The 23,805-nt window shown below is 44.4% G+C and carries 19 protein-coding genes, 1 pseudogene and 1 other annotated feature; of the genes and pseudogenes, 6 read left to right on the top strand and 14 right to left on the bottom strand.

The annotated features are described in order from the left end of the window. Positions 1 to 83 precede the first annotated feature (83 nt). Together BLS49_RS06790 and BLS49_RS06785 are read right to left on the bottom strand one after the other, a co-directional pair. Positions 84 to 923: a lipase chaperone gene (locus BLS49_RS06790; protein ID WP_091227791.1), complete on the bottom strand. Its 840-nt coding sequence runs from the start codon at positions 921 to 923 to the stop codon at positions 84 to 86. Positions 924 to 1,086: 163 nt separating this feature from the next. Next, positions 1,087 to 3,078 (bottom strand): sensor domain-containing diguanylate cyclase, encoded by a 1,992-nt coding sequence (locus tag BLS49_RS06785; RefSeq protein ID WP_091227789.1) that lies wholly within the window; start codon positions 3,076 to 3,078, stop codon positions 1,087 to 1,089. Positions 3,079 to 3,551: 473 nt separating this feature from the next. Here BLS49_RS06785 and rpsD point away from each other — a divergent pair, with 473 nt between their 5' ends. Then, a complete protein-coding gene (gene rpsD, locus BLS49_RS06780) occupies positions 3,552 to 4,151 on the top strand; it encodes a 30S ribosomal protein S4 (RefSeq protein ID WP_091227787.1) in 600 nt (199 codons plus the stop codon). Positions 4,152 to 4,212: 61 nt separating this feature from the next. Here the strand turns inward: rpsD and tyrS are convergent. After that, a pseudogene (gene tyrS / locus BLS49_RS06775) lies at positions 4,213 to 5,225 on the bottom strand (tyrosine--tRNA ligase). Between the two features lie 60 nt (positions 5,226 to 5,285). Beyond that, positions 5,286 to 5,566 (bottom strand) — a binding site (T-box leader). A gap of 135 nt (positions 5,567 to 5,701) precedes the next feature. Here tyrS and BLS49_RS06770 point away from each other — a divergent pair. Continuing rightward, on the top strand, positions 5,702 to 8,785 hold the full coding sequence (locus BLS49_RS06770; RefSeq protein ID WP_091227785.1) for a transglycosylase domain-containing protein: 3,084 nt from the start codon (positions 5,702 to 5,704) through the stop codon (positions 8,783 to 8,785). A gap of 81 nt (positions 8,786 to 8,866) precedes the next feature. Here BLS49_RS06770 and acsA read toward each other — a convergent pair whose 3' ends face one another. Further along, positions 8,867 to 10,591, bottom strand: coding sequence for an acetate--CoA ligase (gene acsA / locus BLS49_RS06765; RefSeq protein ID WP_091227784.1), 1,725 nt, complete (start codon positions 10,589 to 10,591; stop codon positions 8,867 to 8,869). Between the two features lie 296 nt (positions 10,592 to 10,887). Between acsA and BLS49_RS06760 the strand changes: the two genes are divergently transcribed. Together BLS49_RS06760 and BLS49_RS06755 are read left to right on the top strand one after the other, a co-directional pair. Then, complete coding sequence (locus tag BLS49_RS06760; RefSeq protein ID WP_091227782.1) at positions 10,888 to 11,520, top strand: GNAT family N-acetyltransferase; 633 nt, start codon at positions 10,888 to 10,890, stop codon at positions 11,518 to 11,520. 24 nt (positions 11,521 to 11,544) lie between these two features. Next, positions 11,545 to 12,729, top strand: a complete 1,185-nt coding sequence (locus tag BLS49_RS06755; RefSeq protein WP_281243708.1) for an acetoin utilization protein AcuC — start codon at positions 11,545 to 11,547, stop codon at positions 12,727 to 12,729. On the opposite strand, the gene BLS49_RS06750 is transcribed toward BLS49_RS06755, so the two are convergent. The 4 genes from BLS49_RS06750 to BLS49_RS06735 all read right to left on the bottom strand — a co-directional run bounded on the left by BLS49_RS06750 (position 12,726) and on the right by BLS49_RS06735 (position 15,590). Further along, positions 12,726 to 13,442 (bottom strand): 5'-methylthioadenosine/adenosylhomocysteine nucleosidase, encoded by a 717-nt coding sequence (locus BLS49_RS06750; RefSeq protein WP_091227778.1) that lies wholly within the window; start codon positions 13,440 to 13,442, stop codon positions 12,726 to 12,728. The genes BLS49_RS06755 and BLS49_RS06750 overlap by 4 nt on opposite strands. A 140-nt stretch (positions 13,443 to 13,582) precedes the next feature. Beyond that, entirely contained in the window at positions 13,583 to 14,587 is a 1,005-nt protein-coding gene (gene ccpA / locus BLS49_RS06745) for a catabolite control protein A (RefSeq protein WP_091227919.1), read from the bottom strand. Between the two features lie 108 nt (positions 14,588 to 14,695). Further along, the gene (ytxJ, locus tag BLS49_RS06740; RefSeq protein WP_091227776.1) at positions 14,696 to 15,037 is read right to left on the bottom strand and encodes a bacillithiol system redox-active protein YtxJ; all 342 of its coding nucleotides are present in this window, start codon (positions 15,035 to 15,037) and stop codon (positions 14,696 to 14,698) included. Between the two features lie 106 nt (positions 15,038 to 15,143). After that, entirely contained in the window at positions 15,144 to 15,590 is a 447-nt protein-coding gene (locus BLS49_RS06735; RefSeq protein ID WP_091227774.1) for a hypothetical protein, read from the bottom strand. A 122-nt stretch (positions 15,591 to 15,712) separates the two neighbouring features. Between BLS49_RS06735 and BLS49_RS06730 the strand changes: the two genes are divergently transcribed. Then, on the top strand, positions 15,713 to 16,240 hold the full coding sequence (locus BLS49_RS06730; RefSeq protein WP_091227917.1) for a type 1 glutamine amidotransferase domain-containing protein: 528 nt from the start codon (positions 15,713 to 15,715) through the stop codon (positions 16,238 to 16,240). An 88-nt stretch (positions 16,241 to 16,328) separates the two neighbouring features. On the opposite strand, the gene ptsP is transcribed toward BLS49_RS06730, so the two are convergent. From ptsP to BLS49_RS06700, 6 genes are all read right to left on the bottom strand, one after another. After that, entirely contained in the window at positions 16,329 to 18,071 is a 1,743-nt protein-coding gene (gene ptsP / locus BLS49_RS06725) for a phosphoenolpyruvate--protein phosphotransferase (protein WP_091227773.1), read from the bottom strand. 176 nt (positions 18,072 to 18,247) lie between these two features. Next, positions 18,248 to 18,673 carry a CoA-binding protein gene (locus BLS49_RS06720; protein WP_091227771.1) on the bottom strand — a complete coding sequence of 142 codons (426 nt, stop codon included), beginning with the start codon at positions 18,671 to 18,673 and terminating at the stop codon, positions 18,248 to 18,250. Between the two features lie 34 nt (positions 18,674 to 18,707). Continuing rightward, positions 18,708 to 20,000, bottom strand: coding sequence for a 3-phosphoshikimate 1-carboxyvinyltransferase (gene aroA / locus BLS49_RS06715; protein ID WP_091227769.1), 1,293 nt, complete (start codon positions 19,998 to 20,000; stop codon positions 18,708 to 18,710). A gap of 33 nt (positions 20,001 to 20,033) precedes the next feature. After that, positions 20,034 to 20,573, bottom strand: a complete 540-nt coding sequence (locus BLS49_RS06710) for a shikimate kinase (protein WP_091227916.1) — start codon at positions 20,571 to 20,573, stop codon at positions 20,034 to 20,036. Positions 20,574 to 20,762: 189 nt separating this feature from the next. Beyond that, entirely contained in the window at positions 20,763 to 22,172 is a 1,410-nt protein-coding gene (gene gndA / locus BLS49_RS06705) for an NADP-dependent phosphogluconate dehydrogenase (RefSeq protein WP_091227767.1), read from the bottom strand. 159 nt (positions 22,173 to 22,331) lie between these two features. Continuing rightward, the gene (locus BLS49_RS06700; protein ID WP_091227765.1) at positions 22,332 to 22,928 is read right to left on the bottom strand and encodes a hypothetical protein; all 597 of its coding nucleotides are present in this window, start codon (positions 22,926 to 22,928) and stop codon (positions 22,332 to 22,334) included. Between the two features lie 246 nt (positions 22,929 to 23,174). Here BLS49_RS06700 and BLS49_RS06695 point away from each other — a divergent pair, with 246 nt between their 5' ends. Then, positions 23,175 to 23,798, top strand: a complete 624-nt coding sequence (locus BLS49_RS06695) for a YktB family protein (RefSeq protein ID WP_091227763.1) — start codon at positions 23,175 to 23,177, stop codon at positions 23,796 to 23,798. Positions 23,799 to 23,805 lie beyond the last annotated feature (7 nt).

The raw sequence follows: 23,805 nt of genomic DNA, 5'->3' as shown, positions 1-23,805 counted from the left end.
ACATTCGCAGTTGAACGATGGTTAATTTTTTCATATCCTATTGTATCACGCTGTTCAACGGAAGTCAGCCTTACACCTTGAAATTACTGGTAATCGACAAATCTATTGTCACTTAATAGCACCTCATGTTCGTTGATGCCTCGTATATTGGGATAATCGAGCCGTGTTTCTGATGTTAATCGTATAGGCAAACCGCTGTTTCGATCAATTGTTAAATGATAAGTTACTTTAGCATCAGCCTGATCCAGCATACGGATAAGCTGCTCTTTTCCTGTACTCCAATGTGCCTCTACATCTTTACTTACCTGTGAACGGCGATCCGACTGTAATTTTGATATGTTCCGTTGCCACTTGTTTCTTAAATTCTCCATTTCCATTACAAGCTTGTTCTGTAACTGTTCTTTGGCGTCCGCCGGATCAATCTCAATACGAAGCACCTTGGTCCCCCTGGCTGAAGCATTCTCTAGCTTAATATTTTTCCTCGCGTTTTTAATTTCTTCTAATTGATCTAACGGATTCATTCGAGCCAACCCAGCCGCCTGTGCAGTGGTATCATTCTCATTTGACTTAAGGCTCCAGCTTCCGTCCTCCCAACGCAGCTTAATTTCGTTACCTGCTTCGTTTACTTTATTTATACGTGTACCAGGTAATAAAGATTTCATTGCCAATTCATGATGATCTCTTAATTGTCCAGAATAGCTTACATTCCCTTCAGCAATTAACTCTTCACCTCGAAGAAGTACTGCATTACCATGAAAGGTCAGACCATCACTCCCCGCCAATCCTGCCCAACAAAAATTAAACCAATCCTCAGGTGATCTGGTCTCCATTCGAGAACAGCCCGTTATCAACGCTAAAATAGATGATGTGATCAGAATCCAACGTACAATGTTCTGTATTTTTATAGAAGATCCCATTTTCATGTACAAAAAGCACCTCCGTAACTACAATGCGACTGTTACGCTGTAGGCTGTCCCCCCATTCAGAATCTATGCAATCACGCACACCACCCTTTGGATACCACCATAGCAAAAAGGACGCCTGTAAACTCCAGGACGCCCTTCCCTTGCTTCTGCAACTCGAAAATTAACTGCTTAAACTAATTTGGGCTTGATTCCGGCCGTTGTTCTTAGCCTTGTACAGTGCCATATCTGCTGAATAAAAAAGAGATTCAACGCTAATCTTCTCACTAGCGCGATTCCACTCTGCAATACCGCATGATACAGTAACCGACGGATTTGTCTCCATCGCAACCCGTAAGCGAATGATTTCAGCTAACTGATACCCGCTGTGTACATTCGCTCCCGGTAAATACACGGCTAGCTCTTCACCGCCCCAGCGAGCCGCAACATCCGTTTTACGAACCGAGGTTTTGATGATGGAGCACACTTGCTTTAATATTTTATCCCCAGTCTGATGACCGAATGTATCATTGATCTGCTTGAATTTATCAATATCCACAATAATGAGCGCTCCGCCCTCATCCTTCTTCTGGAATTCCTGAATGGAATCATCCAGATAATGACGCGCGTACAGCTCGGTAAGCATATCTCGATTAGCCATCCTGCGAACCTCAGCGTGCAATGAAGCATTGGCAATCGCAAGACCGATATGCGGGGACAAAATTTGCAGCAATTTATAGTTCTCGTATGAGAAAAAGCTTTCATTGCGATGCGCCAGCATAATGGAGCCGTTAACCTCTCCACGTACAATCAACGGAGCAACGATCAGCGAGCGAGAGCCTGTCAGTTCCATCAGTTGAGAGGTTACTTTACCATAGGCCTTGTAATCGGACAAAATAATCGGTTCTCTCGTCGAATATACAAGTCCGCTAAACCCGTAATCTTTTGGATAATATTCTTTGGACATCGCCGGAACGTTACAAGACATAATTTCAAAGTGAGAGCTCTCTTTGTCAATTTGTGTAATACAGCAGTACTCCGCTTTAAAAATAGTCAGCAGCTCTTCCGTTGCAAACTTAAACACCTCTTTGAGTCTAAGACTCTGATTGAGACGTTTAGTCAATTCGTTAATCAGCCTAAGCTCCGTAACAAGCAAGTTGGATTGCTCGTACAATTTAGCATTCTCAAATGCTGAACCGGCAGTCCCTGCAAGCATACTTACGAGCTCTAAATCAACTTCCTCGATTTCGGTGCTCTTCATAATCAAATGGAATACACCGTATACCCCTTGCTTACCAATCAGCGGAACAGCCATCTCTATGGAAGGCTCCTTATGAATGCTGACCGTATCCAGCCGCAGCATACGTCCTTCCATAAAAGCTCGAACGCAGAGGTGATCCTGACCGTGAAGCTGTAGCGATTTCACTCTTGGGTCACGGCTATGATGATCCTGAGACATCAGCAATTGAATTTGAGCTTCAGGGTAAAGACCTGCGATTATATCAAATACTTCCGTTAAAACAGAATCAACGTCAATCTTGTCATGCAGACTCTGTACAACACGAAAAAGAATGGATCGCCTCTGTTCTTCACGCTCAGCTTGTTTGCCCATCTCTAACAAATCTGTTACAAATATAGTTTCAAAGCGTTTATAAAAGCTTGTCCGAAAACTGTTCGCAGCTGAACTAATCATAAATTTGGCAAAGGATAATACGCTATCATCCACTCCGGAAATAACACATACCAATACAGCAAATGTTTCTCGACTTTCACGCGTTAAGATCGGAGTCGCAATACAGACTTCGGCATGAGAACCCAGAACAACGCTAATCTCACCTTCTAGCAGGCATGATTCAACCGCTTCTGTTAGAAAAGATCGTTCCCCTTCATTTACAGACCATGATAGCTGCTGCTCCCGATTAATTACCTCACCTTTATGGTCAGTAATAAACCATTCCGCATGGTATGGTTCGGGAAGCGAAGGCATCTCGCTGCACCAATCATCATAAGCTAACTGAAGAAGATGGTTTATATATGGGAAATCATATGTTGTAATGTCCACTACTTCCAACCAGCTTATCCCTTCTGCAGCATCCAGCTTTCTATGCACATCATTTTCGGATAAGCTCTTGTTCTGCTTGATGACAAATGGGTCATCTCTTGATTGTTTTACCATGAAAAGCTCCTTTTCACTGCTTCTATTATGCAGCGATAGAAATGGTTAACGAAGCCTTCTAACTATGCCTGGTTGAGATTGCACTCTTAGGTATGTTAATGCTAGTCCCGTTCTTGTATTATATGTTCATTCTACTATCATCGCTTCTGTTTTGCATCAAAAATTATTTATTTTGGCCTGCTTTTTTAGGACGTAAGCCCTATCGACAATTTTCTTTCTTTTCAAACAAAAAACTCTACTTGACTTTATTGATGTAAATCATTTAAAATTTATTGTTGATAAAGACTGGATAGAGTCTTAACTTTGGGGCGTAAAGCATGCGAGCACCCTCTCGGTTTTTGTTGCTGACAAGACAGCGGCTGAACTTTCTTGTCAGTGAACGAATAATTATCTATCCTTCGTTCATTTAAACAAAAGCCGCGCAAGTAGAACCCTACAACAAAATTATATTTACAAAGGAGTCTACCTATACAATGGCACGTTACACTGGTCCTAAATTTAAACTCAGCCGCCGCCTTGGCATTTCTTTGAGCGGAACTGGAAAAGATTTGAAACGCCCTTTCCCTCCTGGACAACATGGTCCAACTCAACGGAGAAAAATCAGTAACTATGGTATGCAGCTTCAAGAAAAACAAAAATTGCGCCATATGTACGGTTTGGGTGAAAAACAATTCCGCACATTGTTTAACAGAGCACAAAAAATGGCAGGTATTGCCGGTGAAAACTTCATGATCCTGCTTGAAAGCCGTCTGGACAACCTCGTATACCGTCTTGGTTTTGCTAATTCCCGTGCTGGTGCGCGTCAATTGGTAGCTCACGGTCACATAACTGTTAACGGCAAGAAAGTGGATATCGCTTCTTACCGTGTAAGCCTTGGCGATGTAATTGGTCTTCGTGAAAGAAGCCGCGGTCTTTCTTCTGTGAAAGAAGCTTTGGAAAACCGCTCACATCTTCCAGCTTACCTTGAGTTCAACGATAACGCAGTTGAAGGCAAGTTCATCCGTCTTCCTGAACGCGCTGAGTTGTCTCAAGAAATCGACGAAAAACAAATCGTCGAATTCTACAACCGTTAAGATCAGGATATTTCCAAAACCGACCCACAGTCTACTCGACTTGGGTCGGTTTTTTTATGCACTATTTTCTCAGCAGCTTGGCAAACTTACGTTTACCTGCTTGAATAATGTCCCCACTGGCAATTTCGATTTCAGCATTTGGATCTGTAAGCTTCTCTTCATTCAGCTTAACTGCGCCCTGCTGGATGCTGCGTCTCGCTTCACCATTGGAGGCTGCAAATTCAAGAAGAGTCAACAATTTGATCAAACGCATCTTGCCGCCCTCAAACTCTTCTTCAGGAAGTACAAACTCCGCAATATCATCAGGCAAAGCGCGTTGTTGAAATACCGTTACGAAGTACTCTTGCGCCGCTTCAGCCGCTTCCACTCCGTGGAACATACGCACCAAAGTGTATGCTAGCTTCATTTTTGCATCACGTGGATGCATCGTTCCTTCCTTAATACCTTGAGCTATAATCTCAAGCTCCTCATTAGACAAATCAGTTACAAGCTCATAATATTTCACCATAAGCTCATCAGGCACAGACATCGCTTTACCGTAAATTTCATTCGGCTCTTCATCGATACCAATATAGTTGCCAAGACTCTTACTCATCTTCTGTACGCCATCCAGACCTTCGATAATCGGTGTCGTGATCGCGATTTGAGTATCTTTTCCGTACTCCTTCTGCAGCGTTCTACCCATCAATAGATTGAATTTCTGATCTGTGCCGCCAAGCTCGATGTCACTCTCAAGCGCTACAGAGTCCATGCCTTGCATTAGCGGATAGAAAAACTCATGAATACTAATTGGCAATCCACCTTGGTAGCGTTTTGTAAAATCGTCTCTTTCGAGCATACGCGCCACAGTTACCTTCGCTGACAACTTCACTACATCGGCAAAAGTCATAGGCGCTAGCCATTCAGAGTTGAAATGTACCTTAGTTTTCTCAGGGTCTAAAATTTTGAAACCGATTTCATCAATTTTTGTTTCAATTCATCTTCCGGAACTATTTCTACGACTCCTCGAGAGATCACCTTAAGCTGCCGCTCTACTTCTTCACGCTGGACTTGTGTAAGTTCATCCCACTTCATAAATCAGATTCCTCCCTAAAATAATAATTATCGATATACACAAAAAAACCCCTTCTCATCCAAAGGGACGAGGAAGGAGTTGCTCGCGTTACCACCCTAATTAAAACCGCCATTCAACGTCAATGCTGCATCAGCATATTTTACGACAAAAGTCGGCTTTCACTTCATTACAATAACGGTTATCCCGGTGCCGGGCTACTTGTGCCTGAAAAAATCTGCACTTTCCCCCGGACAGCTCCAGACGGTAATTCAAAAACGATTCGCTCATTCGGTTTACAGCAACCACCGATTCTCTGCGCAGCGGGATTTCGCCTTCTACTAAAGTCTTTCTAAGCCTTTATCGATTTATAATTAGATCTTTTATATCATAGACGCTTTTCGTAAGTCAAACGTCGGTACCTGTCTAAAAACGATGAAAAAGCATCCTAAACACTAATTTTGTGCTATAATGTTGCTGTCATAAAGGAGGATAACGAATGGTTCATGAGAACGAGAACAACTCCGGAGATAATCAACGAATGTCCCGGAGCAAAAAACCGGCTCAGAACGCTCAGAAGGTTCCAAAGAAAAGAAAGGGACGCTGGGTTTGGGCGACATTAGGTTGGCTTGTTCTGCTCGGTTTTGCTGGAATCCTGTTTGTAGGGGGCGCCGTTTTCGGCTACGTCTCCTCGATCGTCAAGGACGATCCGGTACGCTCGGGTGCCGATATCGAACAGAAAATCAATTATAACGAAATTACTGGATTTGCATACTTCCGTGATGGGCAGCCTATCGGACAGCTTCGTTCTGAAGAAGATAGACGCCCTGTCAGCTATGAAGAAATACCCACATCTGTCATTGATGCTGTCATCGCAATTGAGGACAACAATTTCAATGAACATATCGGAATCGATTTTGCCGGGACAATGCGTGCGGTTAAGCAAAGGTTGCTTAAGGAAGACATTCAGACCGGCGGCAGCACCCTAACCCAGCAGCTGGCACGCCGTGTATTTTTGAATCTGGATAAAACGGACAACCGTAAAGTCAAAGAAATTTTACTTGCCGTGCGGTTGGAACGCTTTCTAACCAAAGACGAAATCCTTACAGCCTACTTAAATAAGGTACCATTTGGCAATGGCTCTAACGGATATCAAGTGTACGGAATCAAGGCTGCAGCCAAAGGAATTTTCAATCAGTCAAATCTGGATGAAATAAATATCGCTCAAGCAGCTTATTTGGCTGGTCTTCCTCAGCTTCCGTCCTCATATTCAGCTTTTAACGGTAAGGGAGAGTTTAACGAGGGAGCATTTAACCGTGCCGTTAAGCGTCAACAGCTCGTACTGAAGCGAATGCTCGAAGAGAACAAAATCAACAACTCTCAATACAACGAAGCTCTCGCATTCGATATTAAAGGTTCTCTGGCGCCTCAGACAAAAAAGGCTTATGAAACATTCCCTTATTTGATGCTTGAGACAGAGCGACAAGGCGCACTCATTATTGCAATGATTAACAATCCTGACATGACCAAAGAGGAACTTGCCAAAAATAGCGCAATGATCGAGGAGGCTCGTCAAGAGCTCTTAACCGGAGGTTATCGGGTATACACAACCATTGACAAAAAAGTGTACAACGCAATGCACAGAGTGTCAGATAACGCGGAGAATTTCTCACCTTACAGCGAAACCAAGGGACTTGAACAAGTCGCCGCTATGATGATTGACAATCATACCGGAGCTATCCTCGGAATGATTGAAGGCCGGGATTTTTACACTGAGCAGATGAATTACGCTACTCAAATGGTTAGACAGCCCGGATCAACTATGAAGCCTATCGCTGCCTATTTACCGGCTATGGATGAGGGACTTATTCAACCAGCGAGTATTATAGACGATTCCCCTCTCATTTTGAGGGATTATTCAAAGGGCTACCATATTCCAGTCAATTCTAGCGGTGGATACAAGGGCCTTGTGACTGCACGTACTGCTCTTAACGAATCACGCAACATTCCTGCACTCAAGGTGTTCAATCAGACGCTTGGCATCGAGAAGGCTTGGGATTTCACCAAAAAGCTTGGAATCACGACGATCGATGAGCAGGATTATGGAGCACAAACCGGGGTGCTTGGTGGTCTCAAATACGGCGTAACCGTTGAAGAATTAACAAATGCCTACAGCTCAATTGCTAACGGCGGCGAATTCAACGATGCCTATATGATCGCAAAAATTACGGACTCAAAAGGAAATGTGGTTTACAAGCAAGAAGCAAAGCCGCAGAGGGTGTTCTCCAAGCAAACTGCATACCTTATGACAGATATGCTGCGTACTGTTATAACTAGCGGAACAGCCAAATCTATCAAGAGCTCATTTAAAAACTACGGCAAAATACCTGTTGTCGGCAAGACAGGAACGACCCAAAATTATGCCGATGTCTGGTTTATGGGGTACTCTCCTGACGTAACTCTTGGTGTATGGATCGGCTACAAGGAGCCAAAAAATACACTATCGGATAAAGGTAAATCAAGAGCTCGTTCGATCTGGGCTCTCGTGATGAATGAAGTAACTGAAAATGTTGGAGATTTGTTCGTTACTCCATCATTTGAAAAGCCTGACGGCATCGTTTCAAAAACCGTATCAGGATATAGCGGCAAGTTGCCTACGGATCTGACCAGACAGGCCGGCAAGTTAGTTACTGACATTTTCAACTCCAAATATGTACCAAAAGAAGCGGACGATGTACTTGTCAGAATGAAATATATTCCTTACGGGGATGTCAACTACATTCCGAAGGAATCTACACCATCTGATATGCTGCTTGAGAAGGTTGTAGTTAAGCGTGAAAAGCCGATCAAGGAATTGATAGAAGAGCTTAATAAAGCATTCTCATCGATGAGAGGCGGCCACAAATCAATCAGCTATTATCTTCCGAAGGATGCAGGTGAGGATGCGCCAACCAAGGTCGATCCTCGGGTTGATGATGGTCATGCACCGGCATCACCAGCTAATGTAAGTCTTTCAGCGACCGATGGATCTGTAACGATCAGCTTTAATAACAATAGCGAAAAGGATGTTGTAGGATATCGTCTGTACAAATCAGGAAATGGTACTGATTTTGTATACACGGGTAAATCAATTCTTATTGGACAATCAACCGCATTTTCCGATTCCGGTTCCGGCAACTCCTACTACGTTACAGCCGTTGACGTCGCTGGTAAAGAATCTTCTCCAAGTGCAACTGTTGGATCTAATGCTTCGATTCCAGACGGCTCAGATACCGGTGAAGGGGAGGATCCATCAAATCCGGGAGCCGAGGTCACTCTGCCTGCAGCTCCTTCACAGGTAAGCATTCAGAATGACAACGGAAGCCTCACAGTTACTTGGAGCGCTAACGCAAGCACGGATCAGGTTCTGAATTACAACGTTTATTTCTTTGAATCAACAGGCGGTGTTTTCTCAAGAATCGGTTCACCTTCAATTAACCAGTTCACCTTCACCCCGGAATCTGCCAGTGGGTATATTCAGGTCACAGCAGTCAATGCTTCAGGTGAATCTGCTGCTTCATCTGCAGTTCCCTTTACTAAATAAAGCACTATACGCAAAGAAGTCAGGGCTAATTGCCCTGACCTCTTTGTCATTTAAGTCGCGTCGATTTATTAATATTACTCTCTAATCCTCTATCGTCGACAAATCACCTGCCGGAAGATTGAGCTCCCAAGCCTTCAGGACCCGGCGCATGATTTTACCGGAACGAGTCTTTGGAAGCTTATCTTTGAATTCGATTTCCCTTGGTGCAGCATGGGCGGACAATCCTTCTTTAACGAACTTTGCAATCTCTTCCTTAAGTTCCGCACTTGGAGAATACCCCTCACGCAACGATATGAACGCCTTGATGATTTCGCCTCGAACCGGGTCTGGTTTACCGATCACACCAGCCTCAGCTACTGCAGGATGCTCCACAAGCTTGCTCTCGACCTCAAACGGTCCAATCCGCTCACCTGAAGAGTTGATCACATCATCAATTCGGCCCTGAAACCAGAAATACCCGTCTTCATCCATAAATGCCGTATCACCTGAAATGTACCATCCCGGTATGCGGAAATATTCCTCATACTTCGGTGCATTGTTCCAAATCAGCCTCATCATCGAAGGCCATGGTGTACGAATCGCTAAATTCCCCATTCGGTTAGGCGGTAGTATCTTTCCATTATCATCAATAATTGCAGCCTGAATTCCAGGAACCGGCTTGCCCATCGAGCCAGGCTTAATCGGCATCGATGAGTAATTACAAATCAGTTGACCTCCTGTCTCTGTCATCCACCAGGTGTCATGTATTCTTCGACCGTACACTTTATTCCCCCAGCGTACCACCTCTGGATTTAGCGGTTCACCTACAGATAAAATATGTCTTAGCGACGACAGATTATATTGCTTGACGATATCTTCCCCAGCCCCCATAAACATACGAAAAGCGGTTGGAGCGCTGTACCAGATCGTAACTTTATTATTTTGTATCGTATTATACCAATCACCCGGCGTAAATCTCCCACCACGAATAACATTAGTCACTCCATGAAGCCATGGAGCAAATATGCCATAGGACGTGCCCGTTACCCATCCAGGATCAGCGGTACACCAATATATATCATCTTCTTGAAGATCAAGAACTACCTTGCCGGTATAGTAATGTTGCAGCATGGCATTGTGCACATGGTACACACCTTTTGGTTTGCCTGTTGAACCGGATGTATAGTGCAGAATCAGTCCATCTTCACGGTTCACCCATTCGATTTCACAGTCAGCGGATGCCTCAGCCATTTCAGCATGATAATCGACAATTCCTTCTGACACCTCTATTTCTTCTCCTGCCACAAAAATAGTCTTAAGTGAGGGAAGCTCATTTCGTTTAACCCGAGACAACAGTGTCGGCGTCGTAACCAAAGCAACTGCTCCGCTGTCTTCGAGGCGATCCTTAACAGCCGTCTCCATAAAAGCCTCGAACAGCGGTCCTACTACAGCACCCACTTTAATAATGCCAAGCAGACTAACATATAATTCAGGGCTGCGCGGCATAAATACAAAAACCCGATCCCCTTTTGTAATTCCATAACTACGGAGCACATTGGCAAACTGGTTGCTCAAGGCTTGCAAATCTTCAAACGTATAAGCCTCATCCCTAGACTGATCTGTGAACCGAAGCGCGATTTTTGCACCCTTGCCAGCATCTACGTGACGATCAATCGCCTCATAGGCCAAATTGACCTTCCCCGTTACGTACCACGAAAACTGTTTCTCAATCTCATCCCAATTAAAATTGGCGTAGGCCTCATCATAGCTGCCCAGATTGGATGAGGAAGCTGCTGCTGCAATCGTCTCTCCTTGCAATTGATTCATCGTTCCATCCTCCCTTGAATCTGTACGATACTGCTAAACGATACAAATAGCACGAAAACGGATACATGATAAAATAATTTGCAGGTACTCAGAAGCACTTCATCATAGAGCAACACAGTGTCGCTGTGGATTACCACACAAAGTAAAATCAAGACAAACAATCACACAAACACGGTATAATTATGAAATTTTTATGTCGGAAATCATTATATCACACGCTAATGAGAGCTGCTATACTTTTCATTTCTTCATTTTTTTGTTATAAGTGAGTGGAATGAGCAAAGGAGGCGGCAGTAATGGAACATAAAAAAACGTATATCCGCCATACCCTGCCCTATCGCAATAACGAAATTATCGTGGAAGGCCCTGTCACGCCCGCTCATCTCCAAAGTCTTGTGATGCATCCTGAGCTGGATGCATTTCGCAAACCAAGGGATCAGCAGGAAGCTATTATCGAAATTGCGGGACTTCCCGAAGGTCGGATCATTGTGGCTCGGGATAGCGACACCATCGTCGGCTACGTAACCTTTCATTACCCTGACGAAATGGAGCGATGGTCACAAGGAAATATGCCCGACCTCATTGAGCTGGGCGCGGTAGAAGTTGCAAACGATTACCGTTCATTAGGCCTTGGATCTAAAATGATCCGTACAGCGTTTGAAGACGAGCAGATGGAATCTTATATTGTTTTTACAACGGAATATTATTGGCATTGGGATTTAAAAAGCAGCGAACTAACGGTATGGGATTACCGCAAAATGATGGAACGACTGATGAAAACAGTTGATATGGTATGGTATGCAACGGATGACCCAGAAATTTGCTCCCATCCTGCGAACTGTCTAATGGTCAGAATCGGCAAGAAGGTTCCGATCGAATCGGAGGAGCAATTTGACCGAATCCGCTTCCACCAGCGCTTCATGTACTAGTGTAAAGAGAGGAGCATGAACCCATTGTCGGGAAACAGCTTATTTGTGCACCATGGCAAGGCTCTTAATTATCGATTTCATGACCAACATCCCTTTCATCCTATTCGACTCCAGCTTACGCTTGACTTACTCCACGATCTGGGAGCCTTGGACTCCTCACAGATGCTAAGCTATGCTCCAGCCACTGAAGAACAATTATTACGGGTTCATCATCCAACCTATTTAGAAGCCGTAAAACAGCTAAGCAGCCCCTCTCCAGATCCGGTATGGATTAGCCGTGCGGCACAGTACGGACTGATGGATGACGATACGCCTTATTTTGCCGGAATGCACGAAGCAGCATCCTACGTTGCAGGTGGCTCCATCGCCGCCGTAGATGCCGTAATGTCGGGCGCAAGCACTCACGCCTTACATTTAGGTGGAGGTCTTCATCATGCCCTCTCAGCGAAAGCTGCGGGCTTTTGCGTCTATAACGATGTATCTGTTGCAATCGCTTATGCCAGACATATTTACGGAGCACGCGTACTTTATGTAGATACCGACGTTCATCATGGAGATGGTGTTCAGTGGAGCTTTTACAGCGACCCCGAGGTATGTACTTACTCCATTCATGAGACAGGAAAATATCTGTTTCCCGGCACAGGTGCTGTACAAGAAAGAGGAGAACATCAGGGCTACGGAGCATGCCTTAACATCCCTCTCCAGCCCTATACTGAGGATGAATCGTGGATGGAATGCTTCAAAGAATCAATTCACCGTGTCACGGACTATTTTAAACCGGATTTGATCATTAGCTTGCACGGATGCGATGCGCATGCGTTGGACCCGCTATCCCATATGCATTGCAGTATGGCAATATATAGCGAAATGCCGTCCATTCTACATGATCTTGCACATGCCTATACTAACGGACGTTGGGTAGCTGTGGGTGGCGGAGGTTATGATATATGGCGCGTAGTTCCCCGCGCCTGGAGTATGCTGTGGCTGGAAATGAGCCATCACCCTCTGAAGCTGTCGATCAATCAGCTGTCACAATCCAAATTACCGACAACATGGCTGGATAAATGGCAGAGCCAGACACATGTGCCGCTCCCAACAGACTGGCTTGATGATCTGAGCCGTTGGGAGGGAATTGCGAGACGCGAAGAGATAACGTCAAAAAACCGCGAGACTCTCGCGGTTGCTCTTCAGGACTATCCTGCTATTTAATTCTGAACAGTAGGCAATCTCTCTAACATTTCATTTATGATTTGATAAGAGCGATTGGAGGCCATTACAGTAAATTCGGCAAAGTTCACATCTGCGGTTCCATCCGCCTTATCTGACATAGAACGCAGTACAACGTATGGAATTTGGTTCATGTAGCAAACCTGGGCAACAGCAGCCCCTTCCATTTCCACGCATGCCCCATTCATCGTCTCACGCAGCAAGGCTACATAATGATAATCTGCAACGAATTGATCACCAGATAACACTTTACCGACGATGTAATGATGATCGCTACATTTGAGTGCACAAGCTTCTTGTGCCAAGGCTACAAAACGTGGGTCTGCCGGATAATCGGACACTTCCTGATAAGGAATTACACCTTTTTCGTAACCGAGCGGACTCGCATCGATATCATGCTGCTGACATGATGAAGAAATGACGATGTCTCCAATATTCAGATCAGGATGCACTGCACCAGCAACACCTGTAAACCAGATGGCATCTACATTAAACCGATCAATCAAGATTTGAGTAGTCGCAGCAGCATTAACCTTTCCTACACCTGATCTACATACGACAACTTTACTATTATGAAGCGTACCTGTTACAAAAGATACCCCCGCATGCTTGATCTCTTCATTCCCTTCCATCACTTGCAATAGCAAAGCGATCTCTTCATCCATCGCTCCCATAAGTCCGATCGTTTTGATCACTGGCATTCTTCCCTTTACATCAAATTTTAAATTTAAACTCTAAAAAAAGCTCCCATAAAGGAGCTTTTTTTATCCGTATAACCTTTTTCATATATTTGTCTGTTAAATCTTATATCTATATAGTGTCAGCCATACTAAACTTAAATATGGCTAACGGACAAGCGAAGAATTGTCTCATGCGGCAAAATAACCCGTGGGTTGTCAACCGCTTCCTTCTTCATCAGCTTCGTCAAAAGCCTCATCGCAACCGCACCAAGATCATACATTGGTTGAGCCACTGTAGTCAACTGCGGACGTACCATAGATGCCATACGGATGTTGTCGACACTAATGATCGAGAAATCATCCGGCACTTTAAGTCCTTCGTCCTGAATACTGTGAATGGCACCGATTGCCATTTCATCAGTCGCCGCAAAAATAGCGGTTGGACGCTTCTTAAGTCCCAGGAAATACTTCATTGCTTCAACACCGGACTCATAACGGTAATTGCCGATCCGCACCAAATCTTCCTGATACTCAATTCCCGCCTTTTCTAAAGCGCGTTTATATCCCTGAAAGCGTGCATATCCGTTAGCCGGATCTTGCAGTGTACCACTAATCATCGCAATGTTGCGATGCCCGTGGCGAATTAACGTACTTACTGCATCAAAAGCAGCAGCCTCATGATCGATGTCAACAGAAGGCATAACACCCTTCTCGTCGCTCGTAGCACAAAGTACAATAGGAACTGCCGAGGTCTGGAACGCTTGAATATGTTCTTCTGTAATAGTTCCACCCATGAAAAGAAGCCCGTCCACTTGCTTCTCAAGCAGTGTATTAATGACGCGAATCTCCTTCTCTTTCTTCTTGTCTGCATTACTCAAAATAATGTTATAGTGGTACATGTTCGCGATATCTTCAATACCCCGTGCAATTTCCGCGAAAATTGAGTTTGAAATGTCAGGAATAACCACTCCGACCGTTGTCGTCTTTTTGCTGGCAAGACCTCTTGCCACCGCATTTGGACGATATCCCAAACGTTCAATCGCTTCGTATACTTTCTTACGGGTCTGCGGTTTCACGTTAGGATTGTTATTCACAACCCGGGAAACCGTAGCCATCGAGACGCCCGCTTCACGTGCCACATCGTAAATGGTAACCGTCACATTCTTCTCTCCATTGCCATAGATTTTAACTATCGTCACGTAATTCCAATACTCCAATTAAATTTATGATACGACAAAATAATACTTTGTGCAATGATAACGCTTCATTTACACAAGATTTCCTCGTAAATTCACTGAAGTGATATTAGAGTGTGAGGTATGCCATACCGCTTGTCCATTCTTAACCAGAAGCACCTGAGGAGATTCATGCTTGACACCGAGCAATTCTGCGGCTTCATTAGACACGGAACGGTCTTCGATAACATATATGAGCCCGTATGTAATCTCTTCATTAGGTTGATCCTGCAAATAGTTCTCCATCTCATGATGTGCTCCACTGCTTATTGGACAACGCGTACTATGCTTAAATAAAAGAAGCGGCTGATCTGCCGAACCTTCAATAACACGGTGAAGCTCCTCAACGGATGAGATTCTCGACAATTTGGACACGATAATTTGGCCCCCTTCCCTTTAACGACAATTCTTACCTTCTGTTATCTTATCAAAAAGCTAAACTTAAAAACAACTTTTACTCATCAAAAAATGAACTCTCTGTTTATTTTGTCTCCAAACATTGACGTTCTTTCACATATTTCGACAAAGGCGCGAGTCGTGATGATATTTCATTCATCCACTTGGAATCGCTCGCCTTTTTGGCACAGCTGTATAAATCCAAAAGCATGTTGATCCGTTCATCGCATCCCTGCTCTAGAAGCTCTTCAAACGATTGATTGTCTCCGGTACGTTTCCAGGTCAGGTAACTGCTATATAATACATCCGCAAATTCATTAACATCTGTAAAGAGCACCCGTCCACCTTTGCCCTCGTCTTTAAGCTGAGCCAAGAGATTTGTTAAATCACATTTAATTGCGGGCAACACCTCATAGTACTCGCAATCCTCACATTCGAGAATCGGCACCCGGTCGATTTGGAACTTATTTTCGAAAATAACCAACCGAAAACCGAGGTCCATTTTTTGTCCGCAACCACATAGTCTGCGCACAGTATCACCTCATTTTGTCCTTTTACAATCTACCATCTGATTTCAAATATGGATTGTATTTTGATACAATTAAAATATTGAAAGTGATTTTCGTCAAGACCGATTTTAGACAGGAGGAGAGTATTTTGAGACTAACTGGTAAAAAGGTCATCGCGTTAGTTGATGAAGATTTTGAGGATTTGGAGCTCTGGTACCCGATCTATCGGGTTCGTGAAGAAGGGGCAGAGGTTCATCTGGTTGGTGAACAGAAAGGCAAAAAATACATTGGTAAATACGGGGTTCCAGCCGAAACCGATTATGCTTTTGAGGAAATTAATGCTAGCGATTATGACGGTATTCTGGTTCCGGGAGGCTGGGCTCCGGACAAGCTGCGTCGTTACGGTAAAGTGCTCGATGTTATTCGTGAGTTAAATGAAGCAAAGAAACCGATCGGTCAAATCTGCCACGCTGGCTGGGTACTTATATCTGCAGGTATTTTAAAAGGTGTCACTGTAACTTCCACTCCAGGTATTCGTGATGATATGGAGAATGCCGGGGCCATCTGGAAGGATGAACCGGTGGTTGTGGACGGCCACATCATATCGGCGAGAAGACCACCCGATCTCCCGCCATACGGCAAAGCTTTTGTCGATGCATTAGCTTCAAATTAATACAATAACGGGTTGCTAAGAGAGAGTCATGTTCTTCTAAACTTTTTTGTTTAGCTAAACACGGCTCTCTTTTTTTAACCCAAATAAATCAGCATTTCCGATCAAGCACAACGTCCTTCTCTGAAAACTGGAGCAAAACTGATTCGATTTCATCATTTGTTGACAATCTGAAGCATGAAGCTCCTATTTCCTTACCGTCTGAAGCGAACGTGTTCAAAATGCGATGCTTCACCCGCAGGAGGAGCTCCGAAGACATACTGAGGTCGCTTACCCCTAAATGAAGCCAGATCGGAATTGCCTTTTCGTCACCAGCTATTTCTCCGCATACGCTAACAGGAATACCCGCCTCTTTGGCAGCCATGACAGTCTGACGGATCATTCGCAGCACCGCAGGGTGATAAGGATGATACATGTGCGCTATTTTCTCATTCATCCGGTCTACAGCAAGCACATATTGCACCAGATCATTTGTACCGATGCTGAAGAAATCAACCTCTTGAGCCAGCAAATCGGCAATAGCCGCCGCCGCAGGAACCTCAATCATAATCCCGACCTGTATGTCATGACAGTAGCTGATGCCGCGTTCATCAAGATCACGTTTGGCCTCTTCAAGCAGGCTTTTTGCATTTCTGACTTCCTCCAATGAAGATATCATCGGATACATAATCTTTACATTGCCATGCACGCTAGCTCGTAGAATGGCGGTCAACTGAGTTTTGAACAATGGTTTACTATCGAGACTGATACGAATCGCACGATAGCCCAGAACAGGATTATCTTCTTCTGGAAGGTCAAAATACTCAAGTTGCTTATCCCCGCCTATATCGAGCGTTCTGATAACTACAGAATGATCTCCTGCTTTTTCAGCAACCTGGCGATAAACTTCATATTGCTCCTCTTCACTCGGAAAATCAGTTCGATTCATATATAAAAATTCTGTCCTGAACAAGCCTACGCCTTCAGCTCCATACTTGATCGCCTGTTCCAAATCTCTGACAGAGCTGATATTGCTTGCAAGTTTCATGCGGTAACCGTCTTTTGTAACGGCTTCCACAGAAGCTAATAATTGAAGCTGTTCCTTGCGGCGGCGAAGTCGTTCTGCAACCTCCGTATAACGATCAACAATTTCTTGAGACGGATCAAGATAAATAGTACCTTCGTCTCCATCAATGACAAGCAAGTCGCCCGTTTGGAACGGTTCCACCAATTTATTTTCAAGGCCTGAAACAAGTGGAATGCCTAGAGCCCGTGCCATTATTGCCGAGTGTGAGGTTTTGCCTCCAACCATCGTCACCATACCAAGCACATGCTCAGGATTCATATGAACAAGCTGGGAGGGCGACAATTCCTTGGCAACCAAAATATACGGCTGCGTATCTGAAGGCAATGTGATTTCCGGAGTGCCGAGCAGATGCTTGAGCAAGCGGTTACCAACATCCTTGATATCCAGAGCTCTTTCTTTCATATATTCATCGTCCAGCAAATCAAACATCGTAACAAAATGATCTATTGCCTCTTTAACAGCTACTTCAGCAGCTTTATATTGACGTTCAATAACACCCTGAATTTCGCTCATGAATACGGGATCTTCCAGAATAGCGATGTGCGCATCGAAAATTCCTGACTCAGCTACTCCAACCGTTTCCTTAATCTCATTCTTCATGCACTCAATCTCAGTCTTGGAAGTACGAATTCCTTCGTAAAGTCTCTCAAACTCCTGAGCCAGGTCCACCTTCTCCATCCGGTGATCCGGCATATCCCATTCCCAGGCGGGCAGGACAAATGCTTTGCCGATGGCAACACCAGCCGCTGCACCGATACCCTGTATCATGTTTCGACCCCCTATGTCCCCTATTTGTACTATAGGATACCCTCTCTCTAATTCATTATGGTAAGCCTAGCCTTATAAATTTGTCAAAGGAAATTGCACACAGAGGTTGCATTGGTCTCACTCATAGAAAAAAGACCCGCCATTTTTCTGCAGGTCCCTCCCTTAAATTACAATTATTACCTTTTTCCAATCAAAATGCTATCCTCCACTTTAATACAGCGATCCATAATGACAGCAAGTCCACCATCGGCAGCGATCTTGTAAGCCTCCTCGCTTGTAATTCCAAGCTGGAGCCATAACACTTTAGCACCTATTTCTACAGCTTCCTGCGCTACTTCTGGCGTATATTCACTACGACGGAATACATTTACGATGCCTACCGGCTCTGGGATATCCTTCAGAGAGCTGAATACCTTCTCCCCAAGTATCTCACCTTGGACCGATGGATTGACAGGAATGATGCGATAGCCGTTGTTTTGGAGTGCCTGTGCTACCATGTAGGATGTGCGATCTGTTTTGTCTGACAACCCTACTACCGCGATATTCCCTGCGTTTTCTAAAATATTTTTAATTTCCTCGCGACCAGGATTTTCAAATGGCATTGTATACTCCACCTTCCATTAAGAATTCATATACTTATTTTACCCATTCAACATTCCCGCCAAGCGCGGCAATATGATCGAAAAATTGCGGATATGATTTGGCAACATGATGAGCATCCTTAATCAGAAGCGGCTGCTCACAACGCAAACCAACAACCGTCAGCGCCATAATAACCCGATGGTCATAATGTGCGTTGATCGTAGCACCGCCTTCAAGACCGTTAGGACGTCCGTGAACGATGATTTCACTCTGAGTCTCTTCCACATTTGCGCCTGCCTTGCGGAGCTCATTCAAGTAATCTGTGATCCGGTCACATTCTTTATAACGAAGGTTCTCCACATTGTAGAATCTTGAAGTACCATCCGCGAACACAGCAGCCGCTACCATCGCCAGCACTGCGTCAGTAGCTGCATCACCATCGAACTCTATAGGACGAAGCCGTCCGTTGCCCAGAACATGTACAATGCCGTCCTTATGACTCAGCGGAACATCCATCATCTGCAAAACATCTACAATGGCCCGTTCGCCCTGTTTACTGTTCTCCATAAGCCGATGCACCTTAACGTTGGATTTTGTCACTGCAGCTGCTGCAAGAATAGCAGCGGAGCCCGGATAGTCTCCCTGAACAGTATAGCTTTGAGCCTGATAAGACTGACGGCCTGGCACGGTGAATTTCATATAATCTTGGCTGGCATGAATCACGATTCCGGCCTGCTCCAGCACTTCCAGCGTTTGACCCACAACTACTTTAGATTTAAGGTCACCCAGCACTTCAATTTCACTATCTTCCTCAAGAAGCGGAGTAAGGAACAATAATGCGCTTAAATATTGGGAGCTGACCGATCCCGACACTTTAATCTTCCCGCCTTTAGGTGCTCCACCACGAATAGTAATCGGTAAACGACCGTCCTGATGCTCGATCCCTACACCCATACTTTCGAGCGCTTCAATCAAATCACTATGCGGACGTTTGCCTAGGGAATCCGGATATTTATTAATAAAAGTAACGTCTGGACAAAGCGCAGTTACCGCCATCAAAAAACGAAGAACTGCGCCAGCATTCCCGACATTTAGTTCCTTCACATCTCTTGGATGACGTCCAAAGCCCTTGATCACGATCTTCTCATCATCTTCCTCAAGTACAGCTCCAAGATCAGCAATACAGCGGCGCATGGCGTCACTATCCTCACTATGAGCCGGATAATATATTGTACTTGTTCCTTCCGCAAGTGCAGCAACGAGCAAGTAGCGAGTCGTATAGTTTTTGGATGAGAGTGCCCCGAATTCACCTTTCAACTCTGGCGTGGGCTTTACGATAATGTCCATCGATCCATTCCCCTTTTACATTAATATTATTGGTTAACCGCGGTAATGTATTAAAATCTCAGATGATACCTGCTCCGTACTTTTACCCGAAGTGGCAATCGTTACATCAGCAAAGCTATATGCATGCTTACGTTCTTCCAACAGAGCAGTCACTCGTTCTCTAGCTCCCCCTGCTAACAGAGGCCGATTCGGGTCTTCTCCTACCCTGCTTATAATATCATCTACTGTCGCAGACAGTGCAACCACCCAGCCGTTATTCTTCATTAAACCGCAGTTTTCATTCCGCAGCACAGCACCACCACCAGTGGCCAGCACGATATTGCACTCTTGCAATACTTTGCGCAGCACAGTTGTCTCCAGATCGCGGAAATAAGCTTCACCCTTCTCTTCAAATAGCTCAGGGATTGAACAGCCCGCTTCCTCCACAATAACACTGTCCAAATCCACCAGCTGATATCCAAGTTCACTTGCAAGCAGTGAGCCAATGGTAGATTTTCCGGTTCCCATCATGCCGATAAGCACAATATTGTCCCTATTGCTGGTCAATGTTTCACCTACTTTTTGAACATCCATATTGGTTTCGTTAGCAATTAACTTTTCCATATCATAACACAGGCTGGCACTTTTTGAACACGCACTTCTAATTCTAAGCCTCACATTAACCTATAATGCTAACAAAAAAACGTCGAAGAAAGCGTTAATCCGCTCCTCCGACGTCTCATTCGGTCATTCCAAAACACGCTGATAACGTGTCAAATCATCTTAGAACCATTGATGGTGGAATACGCCTTCCTTGTCAACACGTTTAAAGGTGTGAGCACCGAAGTAATCGCGTTGAGCTTGAAGCAGGTTAGCAGGCAAGCGTTCCGAACGGTAGCTGTCATAGTAGGACAGAGCGCTGGAGAAGCCTGGAACCGGAATTCCGTTCTCAACGGCAGCCGCAACCACTTTACGCCATGCATCCTGATAGTTTTCAACAACATTCTTGAAATAAGAATCAAGAAGCAGATTTTTGAGCGCAGGATCACGATCATAAGCATCCTTAATGTTTTGCAGGAATTGCGAACGGATGATGCAACCACCGCGGAAAATCATAGCGATGTTACCATATTTCAAATCCCAGCCGTACTCATCGGAAGCCGCGCGCATTTGAGCGAAGCCTTGAGCATAAGACACGATTTTACTTGCGAAGAGTGCTTTACGAACATTTTCGACAAACTCTTTTTTGTCGCCAGAAAATTCTTTTTTAGCAGGGCCGCTAAGAATTTTGCTTGCAGCAACGCGTTCTTCCTTCATTGCGGACAAGAAGCGGGAGAATACTGATTCCGTGATCATGGACAAAGGTACTCCGAGGTCAAGTGCGCTTTGGCTTGTCCATTTACCAGTACCCTTTTGACCAGCAGCGTCAAGGATGACATCTACCATTGGTTTACCAGTTTCCTCATCATATTGTGAGAAGATATCTGCAGTGATTTCGATCAGGTAGCTGTCAAGCTCACCATTATTCCATTCTGTGAAAATTTCATGCAATTCTTTGGCGTCCACGCCAAGAACATCTTTGAGCAATTGGTAAGCTTCACAGATCAACTGCATATCTCCGTATTCGATACCGTTGTGTACCATTTTTACATAATGACCGGCACCGTCTGGTCCGATATATGTACAACATGGATCACCATTTACTTTAGCAGAAATTGCTGTGAAAATGGATTCAACCAGTTTGTAGGCACTTTCTTGACCACCAGGCATAATTGCCGGACCATTCAGAGCCCCTTCTTCACCACCGGACACACCAGTTCCGATAAAGCGGAAGCCTTTAGCCTCAAGTTCTTTGCTGCGACGAACAGTATCAGGGAAGTATGCGTTACCTCCATCGATGATGATGTCGCCTTGATCCAAATATGGAAGCAAGCTTTCGATTGTTGCGTCAGTAGCAGAACCAGCTTGTACCATAATCAAAATTTTACGAGGCGTTTCCAAAGATTGAACAAATTCTTCTACTGTGAACGCACCGACAAGATTTTTGCCTTTGCCTTCGTTCTCAAGAAGATCATGAGTTTTTTGCGCGGAGCGGTTAAATACTGAAACAGTAAAACCTCTGCTTTCAATATTCAGCGCTAAGTTTTTGCCCATAACGGCAAGGCCGATAACGCCAATTTGTTGTTTTGACATGGTTTCCATCCTTTGCACACTTATATTTTTTTCAATAGTATCATTTTAACTCTTTTGAGTACAGAAGTGAACCCCTTGAGAGCGCTAACCAGCAAACAACCCCCAAAAAAATGTAGGGGGCTGCAATGATTATTCTCATAATTTATCTAAAAATCGTAATTACCATTCTAGTCGAATCAGCTCGATTCTAATCAGCTTCAGCTTTTCTTTACAGGAATCCACTAAGTCATTTTCGCCTTTTTGCAGGGCATCATACAATTTCTCCAGCTCCTCATCAAGCTCCTGCTGCAGCAAATCCAGTCTCTGCTCTGCTGACTCCGAGGCATACATCTCCGACATTTTCCCGATATCAATGATTGGACCCTTCTGATAGATCACCCGATGTTCCATTCCTGTAATCTCAACCAGACGAATAACTTCACCAAACAAAATATTTTCAATCAAAATTTGTCTGTCTTTAAAACGTTTCACCACTGCATGACCGCGAAGATCTCCGATCAGCTTTTCTAGCCATTCCGCCAATTTGGCATCCTTTATCACGTAGTCTCCAACAAGCTTGTATCCTTTAGCGAGACGCTGAAAACGCAGCTTGGTCAGCTTGCGACCGGTACGTACTGAAATAATAAAAATGGACTCATTCTCGCTCCAATATAAGGAATACCCGTCTTGAATTAAATCTCTAATTAATTGCTGTATGTGCCGGCGGTCGAATCGGAGTTCCAGGTTGCAGTATTCCACTTCATAACTTTTATTCACGGCACTCCCTCCTCTTTAGTCATCTCCCGATTGCGGCTTACTTTATCTTATACTACATCTTATGTTGCGGAACTTGGTTTATTGATTATTTTTACCCGTTAGTGTCCCGATATGACGCAAAAAAGGCACAATAACGAAATTGTACCCTCAATGAGCGGTCATTCCGAAGATCGACAAAACGCGACTCGAAATATGCTATACTTGAAAACACCGAAATCTCAGAAGGAACGTATTGGAGGTAAAAAAATGACGTTTAACGGTTTTACAAATCAAGATTTTGATGCGCTAACTGTACCTGGCCTGGAGCCTCGTATGGAATCAATCATAGCTCAAATCAGACCTAAGCTGGAAACTTTGGGCAGCACAATCTCTCCTTACTTGTCGGCGCTTTGCGGTGAAGAGATGTACCCTCACGTAGCCAAGCATGCCCGTCGCAAAGTAAATCCGCCAAAGGATACCTGGATTGCATGGGCAACGAGCAAACGCGGTTACAAGGCATTGCCACATTTCGAAGTAGGCATGTTCTCTACCCACCTGTTTATTATTTTCGCCATTATTTATGAGAGTCCCAACAAAGCAGTGTTCAGTAATTATTTGCAGAAACACGCCAGCAAGGCGGTTAAGGAAATCCCTGGGGAGTTCTATTGGTCCATGGATCACATGGCTCCGGAAGGAAAGCTGCATCAGGATCTAAACAGCGCATCACTGAAAGCGATGGCCGAGAAGCTTAAAACGGTCAAAAAAGCAGAAATCATGTGCGGGCTGCGATTGGATCGTGATGACCCATTATTGAGTGACGGCGTTAAGCTTGTAGAGACGATTGAGAGTACTTTTGCAGCACTGCTGCCTCTCTATAAAGCTGCATTCTAATCAAAAA

Source organism: Fontibacillus panacisegetis (assembly GCF_900102215.1).
GTDB lineage: Bacteria > Bacillota > Bacilli > Paenibacillales > Paenibacillaceae > Fontibacillus > Fontibacillus panacisegetis.
Note: the sequence above shows the minus strand (reverse complement) of the source record. Positions and strands in the feature narration are given on the sequence as shown.

What these genes read in the sequence shown, in the direction of transcription:
- ptsP (WP_091227773.1), bottom strand. Translation starts at nt 18,071, where the DNA reads ATGATACAGGGTATCGGTGCAGCGGCTGGTGTTGCCATCGGCAAAGCA.
- BLS49_RS06760 (WP_091227782.1), top strand. Translation starts at nt 10,888, where the DNA reads ATGGAACATAAAAAAACGTATATCCGCCATACCCTGCCCTATCGCAAT.
- BLS49_RS06785 (WP_091227789.1), bottom strand. Translation starts at nt 3,078, where the DNA reads ATGGTAAAACAATCAAGAGATGACCCATTTGTCATCAAGCAGAACAAG.
- BLS49_RS06695 (WP_091227763.1), top strand. Translation starts at nt 23,175, where the DNA reads ATGACGTTTAACGGTTTTACAAATCAAGATTTTGATGCGCTAACTGTA.
- BLS49_RS06720 (WP_091227771.1), bottom strand. Translation starts at nt 18,673, where the DNA reads ATGCCATTTGAAAATCCTGGTCGCGAGGAAATTAAAAATATTTTAGAA.
- BLS49_RS06790 (WP_091227791.1), bottom strand. Translation starts at nt 923, where the DNA reads ATGAAAATGGGATCTTCTATAAAAATACAGAACATTGTACGTTGGATT.
- aroA (WP_091227769.1), bottom strand. Translation starts at nt 20,000, where the DNA reads ATGGACATTATCGTAAAGCCCACGCCAGAGTTGAAAGGTGAATTCGGG.
- rpsD (WP_091227787.1), top strand. Translation starts at nt 3,552, where the DNA reads ATGGCACGTTACACTGGTCCTAAATTTAAACTCAGCCGCCGCCTTGGC.
- BLS49_RS06710 (WP_091227916.1), bottom strand. Translation starts at nt 20,573, where the DNA reads ATGGATGTTCAAAAAGTAGGTGAAACATTGACCAGCAATAGGGACAAT.
- gndA (WP_091227767.1), bottom strand. Translation starts at nt 22,172, where the DNA reads ATGTCAAAACAACAAATTGGCGTTATCGGCCTTGCCGTTATGGGCAAA.
- BLS49_RS06770 (WP_091227785.1), top strand. Translation starts at nt 5,702, where the DNA reads ATGGTTCATGAGAACGAGAACAACTCCGGAGATAATCAACGAATGTCC.
- acsA (WP_091227784.1), bottom strand. Translation starts at nt 10,591, where the DNA reads ATGAATCAATTGCAAGGAGAGACGATTGCAGCAGCAGCTTCCTCATCC.